At 28.8% G+C, this 14063-nt stretch carries 14 protein-coding genes; 13 read left to right on the forward strand and 1 reads right to left on the reverse strand.

Going from position 1 to position 14063, the window contains the following annotated elements; genetic code table 11:
- Positions 1-5: 5 nt before the first annotated feature.
- Positions 6-1199 carry an ImmA/IrrE family metallo-endopeptidase gene (locus JM82_RS01500; protein WP_145000585.1) on the reverse strand — a complete coding sequence of 398 codons (1194 nt, stop codon included), beginning with the start codon at positions 1197-1199 and terminating at the stop codon, positions 6-8.
- Positions 1200-1807: 608 nt separating this feature from the next.
- Between JM82_RS01500 and JM82_RS01505 the strand changes: the two genes are divergently transcribed.
- The 13 genes from JM82_RS01505 to JM82_RS01570 all read left to right on the forward strand — a co-directional run bounded on the left by JM82_RS01505 (position 1808) and on the right by JM82_RS01570 (position 14056).
- The gene (locus JM82_RS01505) at positions 1808-2032 is read left to right on the forward strand and encodes a hypothetical protein (RefSeq protein WP_145000587.1); all 225 of its coding nucleotides are present in this window, start codon (positions 1808-1810) and stop codon (positions 2030-2032) included.
- 277 nt (positions 2033-2309) lie between these two features.
- Complete coding sequence (locus tag JM82_RS01510; protein WP_145000589.1) at positions 2310-2801, forward strand: hypothetical protein; 492 nt, start codon at positions 2310-2312, stop codon at positions 2799-2801.
- Between the two features lie 119 nt (positions 2802-2920).
- Entirely contained in the window at positions 2921-3652 is a 732-nt protein-coding gene (locus tag JM82_RS01515; protein WP_145000591.1) for a hypothetical protein, read from the forward strand.
- A 517-nt stretch (positions 3653-4169) separates the two neighbouring features.
- Positions 4170-4640, forward strand: a complete 471-nt coding sequence (locus tag JM82_RS01520; RefSeq protein WP_145000593.1) for a hypothetical protein — start codon at positions 4170-4172, stop codon at positions 4638-4640.
- Between the two features lie 574 nt (positions 4641-5214).
- Positions 5215-5457: a hypothetical protein gene (locus JM82_RS01525; RefSeq protein ID WP_145000595.1), complete on the forward strand. Its 243-nt coding sequence runs from the start codon at positions 5215-5217 to the stop codon at positions 5455-5457.
- A complete protein-coding gene (locus JM82_RS01530) occupies positions 5436-5942 on the forward strand; it encodes a hypothetical protein (protein ID WP_145000597.1) in 507 nt (168 codons plus the stop codon). Before JM82_RS01525 ends, JM82_RS01530 begins: the two co-directional genes overlap by 22 nt.
- A 206-nt stretch (positions 5943-6148) precedes the next feature.
- Positions 6149-7192 (forward strand): hypothetical protein, encoded by a 1044-nt coding sequence (locus JM82_RS01535; protein ID WP_145000599.1) that lies wholly within the window; start codon positions 6149-6151, stop codon positions 7190-7192.
- 136 nt (positions 7193-7328) lie between these two features.
- Positions 7329-8012: a DUF2441 domain-containing protein gene (locus JM82_RS01545; RefSeq protein WP_145000601.1), complete on the forward strand. Its 684-nt coding sequence runs from the start codon at positions 7329-7331 to the stop codon at positions 8010-8012.
- Positions 8013-8218: 206 nt separating this feature from the next.
- A complete protein-coding gene (locus tag JM82_RS01550) occupies positions 8219-8890 on the forward strand; it encodes a hypothetical protein (protein WP_145000603.1) in 672 nt (223 codons plus the stop codon).
- A gap of 526 nt (positions 8891-9416) precedes the next feature.
- The gene (locus tag JM82_RS01555; protein ID WP_145000605.1) at positions 9417-11237 is read left to right on the forward strand and encodes an AAA family ATPase; all 1821 of its coding nucleotides are present in this window, start codon (positions 9417-9419) and stop codon (positions 11235-11237) included.
- Positions 11238-11410: 173 nt separating this feature from the next.
- On the forward strand, positions 11411-12073 hold the full coding sequence (locus tag JM82_RS01560) for a hypothetical protein (RefSeq protein ID WP_145000575.1): 663 nt from the start codon (positions 11411-11413) through the stop codon (positions 12071-12073).
- Between the two features lie 149 nt (positions 12074-12222).
- Positions 12223-12930 (forward strand): hypothetical protein, encoded by a 708-nt coding sequence (locus tag JM82_RS01565; RefSeq protein WP_145000607.1) that lies wholly within the window; start codon positions 12223-12225, stop codon positions 12928-12930.
- A 229-nt stretch (positions 12931-13159) separates the two neighbouring features.
- Positions 13160-14056, forward strand: a complete 897-nt coding sequence (locus JM82_RS01570) for a hypothetical protein (protein ID WP_145000609.1) — start codon at positions 13160-13162, stop codon at positions 14054-14056.
- Positions 14057-14063: the final 7 nt, after the last annotated feature.

The following is a 14063-nucleotide window of genomic DNA, read 5'->3' on the forward strand; positions in this document are numbered from 1 at the left end:
TTATATTATTTAATTTCTAAAATCAATTTAATTCGTTCACTTGTTTCTTTAATACTAATATCATCCCATGAAATAGGACTTAACTTACCTAATGCTTCCTTATAATTTGGATAAAAATCTCTGAATGCAGCATGATAATTTTTTCCATATAACTTGTCTTGATACCAAGTGTAAAACGAATAAACTATTGAAACATGAATTTCATTTTGTTCTGCAAATTTCGAAACTAAAAAAGGGTTATTAATATACTTTTTTATATAATTAAATTTATCTTCTGCCATAAAAAAGTCTCTAGCAAATGAATCTGCCTTATCTTCAATTAAAAATAAATCGTCATCACCTGTTAAATGAAAACTACTAGTCTCAATCAAATCGAAATCAAATAACACATGATGTAACTCATGCAAAAGCGTAAACCAAATAGTAGGATATTTTTTGTTAAAATCAGTAAGAACAATACAAGGTTTACCATTTACAATAAATGTCCCACCTCGTACTTGAGTTGTTGACAAATAGTCTTGAAAAATAACTGTGACACCAATATTATAAAGTGCTTTACAAACAGTAAAAAGACCTTCTTTAACATCTTGAGAATAAGGCTTAACTTTTACTATTAAGTCTTTTAATCTAACTCTATCGTATTCATTTGGATTGTCAATAATTCTAAAAGTTTGATAAGCGGACTTTATCCAAAAATCTTTCATTTTATCTGAAAAATTCCTTTTTGTCTTACTATACAAAGGTTCAACAAGTTCATCTTCATATTCTTGAATAGATGTATAACCAAAAAATGTAAGAACTTTGTCAACTAATTCATCTGTCTCATAATCTTTATCAAAAAAACCAAGTTTTGTTAAAGTCTTTACGTCAAAATTCTTTAGTAAAAAAGTTGCTTTTCTAGCCTTATCAATTGAACCGATATTAACCTTACTTTGATTATTTAATACAATCTGAATAAATTTATCAATATTAATTTCTAAAAATTCAGCAATTTTAACCACATGGATTAAATTCGGTTGCTTTGCTGTACCACTAATTATTTGCTCAAAAACATCTTTATCAATATTCAAAAGCTTTAACGCCTTTGTTTTACTAACATTGTAATCAGATAGTTTTTGTTCAAATTCATTTCTGATATCAAAACTTTCATCATCAGAAAAAATTGATTTTAATAAATCGTCTATGTTTGATTCTTTCATTAAAAGAGTATTTACCCTGCAAATATACACATTATTTTAATATATTTACAAAATCGAGGGAAATTACCCTTAAAAAAAACTACACACAACACCGTGTATAATTAATTGCTTTGTTCTAGCCTACTTGCGAATATTCCTGCGGAATATTCACGGGTTCGTAAAAGTTTACTAATTTAGTTGCTTAACCACGCAACTAACCATACACAATCACGTTGCCTACAATTGCAACGATCTATTCAAAACGTGCCATACCGAATATAAAAACCACTGATTTCAAGCTAACTTTATTAGTCTTTAGCTAACATAAAGTACATAGTTAACCAATTCAGAATTTTAGCCTGATAATGTAAAAAATACGATCTTCCGATATTCACTCAGACGCAACAACGACGCAAACCGAATTAGCTAGTTTCTCAATAAAAGTAAAAATTAAAAACTGTAGGCAACACAGCATATAAAAAATTGTTTACTTTAGTGTCTAAATTATGGAAGTTGTTTATTTACTTACTGCTGAAATTCCTACGGAATTTCATTGCACGCAAATCACAACTTTCCATATCCAACAACGTTGGCAACAATTAAGAGCAACAAAACTAAAAATTTAATAAATGGAAAAATTTTGGATAATATTAATTGCAATATCGCTTTTCTTAATAGTCACTTTTCTTTATTGGAAACTGACGAATGGCTATGCTGAAAAAGAATATGGAAAAAAAATGTTCAAACAATGGGGAACAAGAACTTTTTATTGGACTGGAGCATTATTCGTTAGTGGTGGAATTACTGTATTTCTAATTTACCTATTAAAATGGGGAAATATTTTGACATTTTAAAACTATAAAAAACCAATCTGAATTGGAACTTTAGAAAGTTTGAGAACTGCTCACTCAAACGGAATTGAAAAATGTTACGGAACACAACGCTGACTGAATTTAAACTGACAAAAAATAACTGTTGCCAACAATGTATAAAAATAATCGCTCAATTTTGGGCTTAACCAAAGGTCGTTGCAAGTTTACTACGTCTGATTTTCCTGCGGAAAATCCTCGCACGTAAACCCGCAACTATTCTTATACGAGACCGTTGGCAACAATTTAAACTCACTCAAATTTGAATAAATTAAAATCTGAATTAATTAGCATTATCGGAATTGGAGCATTTACATATTTATCAATTTCTGGTTTTTTCATAATGATCAAAGACATTTTAAGAGACCTATTTATAATTCTAAATACTGATAACGCTCTGAATTTTTGGACAACTGAAATAGTTATTTTTGTTCTCTTCACCATAACATCATTTTTAGCTATTAAATTGCTTTTTAGAGGAATAGAAAAATCTGAATTTAAAACCAGAAAAATATTTATCACATTGTTTATTGGATTTTTTGTTATTCAAATCCTTCAATTTTTATACTCATATTTTGGAACTGATTATGTGATTGAAAATCACAATGAAAAATTTAGAGATTTCTATGGCTATTTAAGAGAAAACTCAATGTTAGGTTTTTATAGTTCACTAATTGGAATTTGTAAATATTTAATGTTTGGAATAATAATATTAATCGGAAAAAAAACAGTTGCCAACACCGTGTATAATTAATTGCTTTGGTCGTTGCCTATTTGGAAAATTCCTTCGGAATTTTCTCGCGTTCGTTTTTGTTTACTAAATTAGTTGCTGAAACACGCAACTAACCATACACAAAACCGTTGGCAACAATTATGAGAAACCTAATCCTTATAATATTATTTTTTGGAATTTTAGCTTGTAAAGAAAACAAGCCGAAAGAAAATTTGGTAACTAAAATTGAATCTTCAGAAAAAATAGAAATTAAAAAAGCAGACACCTTACTCAAAACTGAATTGTCCAATTTACTAAATGAATCTTACGAAAAAAGAAGTTTCGATTCTCTAAACCTATTCTTTCGTAAATGGAAAACGGAATCTGAGAAAATTGAACCCGAAATAAATGATTCATTGACTTCAAATCTATATCAAATATTTTACGAAATATATCATCCATTTGAATTGGAAAAATATGGTTGGATGAAAAGGAAACATTTTAAAGAATATAAATATGCAATTCCACCTTCGAGTTTACCTTATACTTTTGGAACAAAAATTGATACGTTAAAAGAATTCTACCCAAAAAATAATTTTTCAAATGCAAGTGTTTTAAACTCAATATCAGAATTTGAAATTGCATTAACTGAATTCATCTCGAAAGACAAATTTGAACGTGGTGATTTTTTAAGTAAAGTTTTACTTATGCCAATGACATATCGAGAAGCTGATTTTAAAACATCACCTGAAATAAATTTCATTTCAATAAACAAGGAAATGAATAAGGCAAAAGCCGAAATTCGATTAATAAGCACAGGATTGGAATTAAACTTGTCTAAAACTAAAGGAAAATGGAAATTAGATGAAATCAAAGAACTTTGGATAGAATAAATAACAGTTGCCAACACAGTATATAATTTATTGCTAGTTCTCGCCTACTTACGAAAATCCTCGCGGATTTTCTATTCGGTTTGTATTTGCTAAATTAGGTGCTTAAAACACGCAACAAACCATATACAAATACGTTGCCTACAATTGCAACGCTCAATACAAAACGTGTAAAACCGAAAATAAAACCCACTGATTTTAAGCTAACTTTATTAGTCTTTAGCTAACATAAAGTACACAGTTAACTAAATTCAGAATTTTAGCCTGATAATGTAAAAAAGTATGGTTTTCCGATATTCACTCAGACGCAATATTGACGCAAACCGAATTAGCTTGTTACTCAAAAAAAGTAAAAATAAAAAACTGTAGGCAACACAGCATATAAAAAATTGTTTACTTTAGTACTTAAATCATGGAAGTTGTTTATTTACTTACTGCTGAAATTCCTTCGGAATTTCATTGCGCGTAAACACAACTTTCCATATGCAACACGTTGTAGGTAATATAAAAAAACAAGAAAATGAGAAAAATTGTTCTTCTGATTATACTAATTAGCCAACTCTCATTTGGTCAAGATGGAACTCAAGGAACATTTTCAATGGCTGTTGTTAAACCAAATAAAGCAGAAATAGAAAAATCTTTAGAAAAGTTTACTGACTCAATAGAATTAACATATCGTAATCAATATTACACTTATCGTAATCGTCTTATCGAAATGCAGGATGAAAAACCTGAAGATTACCCAGAAGATATGAGAGCAGATTTTAAAGAAAGTAAAAAACAAGCTGTTCTTGAACTGAAACAATTGGATAGTCTAGAGAACCAAATCTTGAATTATAAATATTACGAACTGATTTCATACTACACGACAACGATACTGAATATGTCTTTTAATGAATATGAACCATATTCTAGTATTTTTGAGGTTCAAAATTCTGAAATTAAAAACTCAATGGAATTCTTAATCCCAGCAATTAGGCAAAGAATATAAAAATACTACCTACAACACCGTATATAATTTATTGCTGGCTTCTTGCCTACTTGCGAAAGTCCTCGCGGACTTTCTTTGTCTGTAATTATTTACTAAATTAGTTGCTTAAAACACGCAACAAACCATATACAACAACGTTAGCATTCATGTCTCACTCAGCTCTGGAAAAATAAAAATCACTCAAAATCACTCAAAAGTAGTTTAAAATAGATTCCTTAAAATCTCACTCAACCGACTTCTGACCATTCAAAACGCAACTGTTGCGTGCGACTGACTTTACTCTTGCGCAAAACATCTGACTTTTAACAAATATTACGCAAAGTTAACGAGCAACTGACTTTATTCATGCTCAAAAAATTCGAGGTTCTAAAAAATTAAACGCAACTATTTCGTAAAATAAGTCCGACAAAAATAAACACGCATGCTAACATTGTATAAAAATAATGCTTAGTTTAGTGCCTAATCAAGAGTAAATGCGTTGTTTGGTTGCTTATGATTTTCCTTCGGAAAATCCTCGCACTCAAACTACGCACTATTCTTATACGTAACCGTTGTGCGCCATTAAAAAAAACCTATGAGTGTCATTTTAAAAAAGGATGAGAAAGTCCAAAAAGTTGTTGAATCGTTTGAAGAAAAATTTTCTTTTGACGGTTTTTTAGAGAAATTTATTGAAATGTATCCGAAAGATTGGAAAAAAATAAATGCAAACTACAACAAACATAAAAGGAAAAACAAAGAAGGTAAGTCATTTCCTATGCCAGAACCAGAACAATATTTAAAAAATGCACTCAATGTATGGCAGAAAAAAAACAAATAGATAATATTCAAAAGTTAAGAAAGGAACTTACCGAATTGATTAATGAAAAAATCAAACCAATCCGTAACGAACTTGATGAAAATCTGAATAATGTTGCAAAGAAAATTTGTCCTTTTAAAATTAACGACATAATTACTTTAGACAACGGAAAAAAAGGAAAAATAACTGAAATTAAATATTTTTCACTCGATTATCCTTTTTACAAATCAGAAGATGAACAAGAAACCTATGATTTTTTTAATACCAACAATGACGAAATTGATTATGGCTATGCTTATAAAGTTGATGACAAAGAATTTTCAATAACGTGGGAAATAAATGGATTCCGAATGCGAAAAAATGATACTGAAGTTGGAAAAGTAAGATTTGTTGGAATTTCACCTGTGAATTACCGAATTGATGTTGAGAATAAAATCATAACAGAAAAACCGTTGAGTGACTTTGTTAATCCAGAGTATTTATTCGATGTAGATGACCTGAAATAACGGCGCACAACAACGTATATAGCTCATAGCTAATTAGTTGCTTAATTCAAAGTTAAGGTATATTTGCGAGTCCGCCAAATTTTTAAATTTGGCTTATTGAAAAAAAGGTAATAAGAAAAATTTAAAAATTCGGCTCGTGCTTAACCGAAAAAATATTGATAATTTGCACGCTACGAGCCATATACAAAACCGTTAGCTACCATTAGATGAAAACCTGTATATTTTGCGGAAAAAAGCCAGATAAAAAAACTAAAGAACATGTTATTCCTAGATGGTTAATAGAAATGACTGGTGACCCAAATCGAACAACTTTTATTGGGAAATACAAGGACACCTTAAGAAAATTTCCTTGGCAAAATTTTACATTTCCCGCTTGTAATAAATGTAATCAGGAATTTGCTGAATTAGAAGGTAAAGCAAAGCTAGTGTTCATTAATTTATTGGACAAGAAAAAAATAACCACAGAACAAATTAATATTCTCCTCGATTGGTTAGATAAAGTTAGAATTGGGCTTTGGCTAGGATATTTAATGCTTGATAAAGTAATTGGTTTTAAGCCAAATTTTCATATTAAACAAAGATTAGGTGTTAGTGATAGAATGGTATCAATACATTATTTAAATGATTCTGAATTAGGAATTGGATACTCATGTACTGAATTCCCTGCCTTTAAGATATCGCCTAGTTGTTTTATATTAACTATTAATAATATTTCACTATTTAATTTTTCAATGGAGTTTGCCCTATCACGAAGAATGGGGTTTCCATTTCCAGAAAAAAAACTTGTTGTACCAAATGAAACAATGGTTAGAATTGATGAATTTAAAAAAGGTAACGAACGGATAATGAATCCAATAATTCGAAAACCTATCTTAAAAGATTCCATAAGATTATATCAGTCGATACAAAAGCCTGTATCTGGTATAATTCCGATAGAATATCTTGGAAAATATTATAATGATTATATGGATAATAACGTTTCACATATTTATTGTGAAAATGATTTCACAAAAGAATATGGGTTTTTAGAAGATATTCTGGATATTGGAAAACCTGTTGAAACGAAAAGGTCATTAACACTAAAGAAACTGACAATACAGACTTTAGAGTATCAGATTTTTTGCCTTAGTGAATTACAACCATCTTTTGAATTGTTGGATAAAAAAGAAATAAGTTTAAGAAACAAATTTTATAGAAAACAAATACAAATTAACCAAAGTTATATCAAAAAAATAAAACAAAAACGGTAGCTAACAAAGTATAAAAAAAATTGCTAGTTTTACCTAAACCAAAGTTAGTTGCTCGTTTGCTAGCTTCTGATTTTCCTTCGGAAAATCCTCGCACACAAACACGCAACTTTCCTTATACATAAACGTTAGCTGTAATATGACCAATCAGACTCAAAATTTTATATATTTTATTGATTTAACCGAGCCTATCGTTTGTTTAAATCTTATAAATACCAATCAATTAAGCTCGCCATCACTAACACATTATATCACCTATAAAACTGAATATCCATTATATAACATAAATCCTGACGACTTATTAACTGATATAAATTTGACACGTTTCGGATTTGTTTCACCAAGGTTTCAATATGTAATACTATCGAATTGGTCTACTAATGGCTTGAAAATCGGAATAGGAACAATCAATACAAAATATTACTCTAACTCTGATATTATTAGAATACATCGAATTGCAAAACTTGAAGTCGAATTTGAGAAAGTTAGAAGAAAAGTTGATTCCAATCTACCAAGTAGATTAACTTGCATTTATGTAGCTGAAGATAATGTTGATAGTAGAAATATGCTTAAAAATATGTTCTTTAATAAAAAACATTTTCACATAGCATCGGTAAATTTAAAATATGTAAAATCACATAAAGCGGACTCTAAATGGATTTCTGATTATGAAAAGACAAATAGTATAAGTTCAATAGAAAAATATTGGAAAGGAATTGATTTTGATAATAATCCCCAATATGAATATTTGATAGAAGGTATTGTTAGTCTGAATAAAATTGAAGACAGAGAATATATAAAAAATGAATTTAATGCTGAATAATACTACAGCTAACAATGGCTATAATTAATACGGGTTTTGGTGCTTAACCCAAAGTTTAGTGCTTTAAAACTAAGTCCGCCAAATCTTTTGATTTGGCTTTAAAGAAGAAAAGATAAAACAAAATAAAAAGTTTTGGCTAAGTGCTTAATCGGAAATTCTGTAATTTTAATTCCCGTACTAACCATAGCCGAGACGTTGCCACACATTTGAAAAAAAACATCTGCATATTATTTTTAGGATTAATTATGTCTTGTAATTCTAATAGAAAATTGGAAGGAACTTGGATTGGAGCATACTCATATTCTGAAAACGTTGATTCTTCAATGAGTTTACCACTTCGAACTCTTGTTACTTTCGAAAATGACAAATACTTCGCAAAAAATTTCAAATATGACTATCGTTCTGAAAGAGATTACGAAAAAGGAACTTATAAATTTAAATGGAACAAAATTTTCCATAATTCTGATAACGAATTCGCATACGAAGTTGCAATAATAAATACTGATAGTTTAGTTCTTAAGGGTAATGATGGTTCAAATAATGCTGTGTTAAAGAAACTAAATGACTCATTAAAAAATCAATCTAAAAACGTAAAATTAGTTGGAAAGAGATTTTTATCCAAATCAGTAAAAAATACAGATTTAAACAAAGTTGCGTATGACACGTTGAGTTTTGTAAACGATAGTATTTTAATCAAGAAATCAGACAAAACAAGAAATCCAGGAACACGTTGGGAAAGATTTAAACAAAATGGTTTCGACATAATTTTTATGGAAATGGAAATTCCTCTAATAATCAGAAATAAAGATAAAAACAAAATTTACTTAACTGGATTTCATAAAAAAAGATATGAAATTGAACTAACAGAACTTAAATAAAAAACGTGTGGCAACACAGTGTATAATTAATTGCTAGGTCACTGCCGACTTACGAAAATTCCGCTGGAATTTTCTATCCGTGATTTATTTGCTAAATTAGTTGTTTAACCACGCAACTAACCATACACATCAACGTTGCCTACAATTGCAGAACTCAAATCAAAACGTGTCATACCGAATATAAAAATCACTGATTTTAAGCCAACATTATTAGTCTTTAGCTAACGCAAAGTACTTAGTTAACCAATTCAGAATTTTAGCCTGATAATGTAAAAAATACGATCTTCCGATATTCACTCAGACGCAACAACGACGCAAACCAAATTAGCTTGTTTCCCAATAAAAAAATAAAATTTAAAAACTGTAAGCAACACAGCATATAAAAAATTGTTTACTTTAGTGTCTAGATAATGGAAGTTGTTTATTTACTTACTGCTGAAATTCCTTCGGAATTTCAGCAGTAAGTAAACACAACTTTCCATATCCAACAACGTTAGCTGTAATATAAAAAAACCTAGAAAAATTTATGTTTACTTATACTTTAAGCAAAGAATTTAAATCTTTAAAACCAATAGAAATAAATTTACCTGACTTTATAGTTTTAACAGGTTTGAATGGTGTTGGTAAAACTCAATTTTTACAGACAATAAATGGAAAAACCGCATCTGTTACTGAAAATGGTCGTAACTTAAATAATAAAAGGTTTTTTAACACTCAAAGTCTTAAACCTAACAACTTATCACAAACTGATCCTATTCAATTCAGTCAAGAACAAGAGATGCATATCGAAGATATGTATATGCAATTTCAAGATTATTCTAGGCAATCTAAATTACCGAATTTTAAATACGAAATATTCTTACAAGAAAGATACGGTAATACGTATAACATTTTTTCTAAAACTCTTGAATATTTAAAAGACAAAAAAGAAATCGAAAATATAACTCGTAACGATTTTATTAATTTACCAAGCAATATTAATTCTTCAAGTGATTTATTTCATCAAAATTTTACTATAATATTTCAAAAATGGTTAGATGCATTTCATCAAAACGAATACAATCAATTTCTTGAAAGCAAAGGTGATAAAGTTATTGTATTAAGTAGCGAAGAATTCACTAAAATTCACGGTCCAAAACCTTGGAAAATAATTAATAGTATATTTCGAGAATCAGGGTTAAATTACAAATTTAATGTTGATGAAAATTATAGAAAATATTCACATTTTTCTATTCAATTATATAATACAGTAAGTAATGTCGTAATTAATAATTTTGAAGACTTATCCTCGGGAGAGAAAGTAATTATGTCATTAGCATTTGCACTTTATAATTCTAGGTATAAAGGAAATTTACCTGATATAATTTTATTAGATGAACCAGACGCATCATTGCATCCGTTAATGTCTAAAATGTTACTTAACGTTATTGAAAAAGTATTTGTAAAAAAACTTAAGATTAAAGTAATTTTAACAACACACTCGCCTTCTACAATTGCTTTAACTAATCCTGAAAATATATTCTCTATAAACCCTAAAACGAGAAATATAACTAAAGTATCAAAAGATTTCGCTCTATCAATTTTAACAAAAGATATTCCTTCTTTTAGTATAATTTATGAAAATCGAAGACAGGTATTTGTAGAAAGTGAAAACGATGTTGAATACTATGAAAAAATTTATAATCTTTTAAAACCAAATTTAAATAGAGAAATTTCATTGTCATTTATCTCTTCTGGAGACACGAGAACTGATACAAATGGAATAAAAGTAAGTAACTGTGCTCAAGTTATTAATATTTCTAAAACCATTAGAAATGCGGGAAATAATTTTGTTTACGGTATAATCGATTGGGATTTGAATAATGAAGATTATAAAGACTATATTATAGTAAATGGTAAATCTGAAAGATACAATATTGAAAATTTAATTTTCGACCCACTATTAGTTGTTCTACTACTAATTAGAAATAGAATTGGAGATTTTGAAAAAATAAATATTGACTATAAATATTCTAAAATTTCTACCTTAAAAGAAATAGATTTCCAATTAATTATTGACAGTTATATTAAAAGTATTTCTGACAGTTTTATATGTGAGAAAAAAAATGAAAATTTAAAAATTAGTTATATTAATGGAATGGAACTCTCTGTTCCTAAATGGTATTTACATTATCAAGGTCACAAATTAGAAGATATACTAATTAATAAATTCCCGAAACTTAATGAAATAAAAAGGAAAAATGAAAAACGGTTAAAACTTGAAATAATTGATAAGATTCTATATGAATTTGTCGAGTTTATCCCATCATCATTTTTAGAAACATTTAAAAAGATTCAGAAAGTATAATACTACAGCTAACACCGTATAAAATTAATTGCTAGTTTCTGGCTTACTTACGAAAGTCCTTGCGGACTTTCTATTTGTGATTTATTTGCTAACTTTAGTGCTTAAATCACGCAACTAATCTTATACAACAACGTTGTGGGCAATTAAAATCAACCGATAGAAATTAAGACTGAATGAATAAAATTTTTAAAATATTACCCTTTCTTCTACTTACAGTTATTGGATGTAAAGCACAGGACAAAGAAACTTCTGATTTTATTCCAAAAGGTTATGTGGAGTTTGAAAAATATTTTGGAGACCTTAATAAAGACGGACAAGATGATTGTGTTATTGTAATTAAACAAACTGACACAAATAATATTGTTACAAATCGATTTGATAAAAAAGTTGACAGAAATAGACGTGGAATTATAGTCTTATTTAAAAATGGAAAAGGTTTTGAACTTGCCGACAAAAATTATAATTGCTTTTCGTCAGAAAATGAAGATGGTGGAGTTTATTTTTCGCCAGATTTATGGATTGAGATTAAAAACGAAAAACTGTATGTTCATTATGGACACGGCAGATATGGATATTGGGAATATACTTTTCGATTTCAAAACTCGAATTTTGAATTAATTGGATATGATTCAAGTAGTAATCGTGGACCAGTAACAAGTACAGAAACAAGTATTAACTTCTTGACAAAAAAGAAATTAATCAAAGAGAATACAAATGAAAATGCGGAAGGTGGAGATGAGATATTTAAGGAAACTTGGAATAATATTGAAATAGAAAATCTAATCAAACTATCTGAAATAAAAGACTTTGACGAATTAGATATGTATAATTATTAAATAAAAAACTGCCCACAACACCGTATATAATTTATTGCTAGTTCTAGCCTACTTACGAAAATCCTCGCGGATTTTCTATTCGGTTTTTATTTGCTAAATTAGGTGCTTAAAACACGCAACAAACCATATACAATCACGTTCTACACCATTTGAAGACCAACACAACTAATAACGACAAACGCATTTTCTATTTCCTAAAATTTGGGAATAAAGAGAATATGACTGATTTGTTGGAAAACGGAACTATATACTTTAATACAATTGATTACTTCCAAAAATTAGAAGAACAAATTGCTCGTGGAGATAATTACGAGGGAACTACTAATATTAAGAATTATCACGAGTACGATAAACTGAAAGTGACGTTAACAATACCAGAAACGGGAAAAGAAATTGAACTAAATCCTAAAAAATTTCATTTACGAGAATTTCTGACCGAAATAAAAGGGAACTTATATTCTATGTATTCCATTAAATCACCTGATGTGATTGATTCTGATTATAAAATTGACCAAAGAGTTAAGGAGTTCGGAACTCATTTTGTGATTATCAAAAATGTTGTGAAATTTTTGGACTTAATATGCGAAGAGATAGAAAAACAGAACATTTCTTATCGAGCAAAAATTGTAAGCTATTACGAAAAAGAAAAAATAAACGGAGAAATAACTCTATTCGACAAATCAACTGAATACGAATATCAGAAAGAATTTAGAATAGTCTTATATACGAATGAGATAAATCCAATTGCATTAAAAATCGGAAATTTAAGCGAAATTGCTGAAATTTTTGAGATTAAAGCAATTGACGATATGAAATTAGAATGGACGAATAAAAACGGTGTAGAACAACGTGTATAATTAATGGCTAGTTCTCGCCTACTTACGAAAATCCTCGCGGATTTTCTATTCGGTAATTATTTGCTAAATTAGGTGCTTAAACACGCCACTAATCATACACAAAACCGTTGGCGGTAATTAAACAAAAATTGTACCTATAAAAAAATACCTATTAATGAGTATGTCTTGTAAAATCAATTATAGTTAATTTTATGAAATAGACTAAAACAATTTGATTATGAAAACAAAAATGTCAGAACTGACTACTAAAGAAACTATTTCATTACTAATTGAACTTGGCGATGGAGAAACAGCAAATCAGCTTGAATCGTTAATTGATTCAAAACCAAATTTGGGTAATAAAACATTATCAGAACTACCATATACGAATGAACTTGAAAATACTAATTGGAGAGGAACTGAACACGCCTATGGATATATTGAGGTAGACAATGATTCTGATGATTATTTTAATATAAGACCTGCAACAACAATCCAACCAGACAATACACTAAAAAATAAACAAGTTAACATTAAGCTTGGCAGTTTATATACAATGAATTACCCTGGATGGGGAAGACATAATGTATTAATGCATTTCAAATGTAAACATTCCAAAGCAAACTCAAATGAAACTACACTTATTGAATTCGAACAGAAATTTAAATCAAGAGAAGGAGAAGGTGCTGGAAATATAGGAGATTTTATATTTTTAGGTCTAAGAGTACCAAAAAACGGAATGCAGTTTGAAATACAAACTATAAATGTTAGCAACGATAGTGATGATGAAGCTTTAAAGGTTTTAGAAAGTGATACTATAAAGAATGGACTTGATTTAGCAAATGCTTCTTTTGCTACACTTCAACCATTTACAAAAATGGCGAGTGGAGTTCTAAATCTTTTATTAAGTAGAAATAAAAATAAGATTGTACAACAATTTACTTTGGGGTTTGACTTTGATAGTAATGCAACCGACATTGCAAAATTAAGACTTGGAACTTATGTTGTTGCTCAAGTTAAAAGAAATGAATTACCTTGGAATGATTGGATATATCAACGTTCTACTGGATTAGTAGTAAATAAAGATGATAATTCCATTAGACTACCATACAACCACATAACATTTAATGTGTTAGCTTATAATTAATTGTTAA

It is taken from the genome of Olleya sp. Hel_I_94, from assembly GCF_007827365.1.
In the GTDB taxonomy this organism is placed as follows: domain Bacteria; phylum Bacteroidota; class Bacteroidia; order Flavobacteriales; family Flavobacteriaceae; genus Olleya.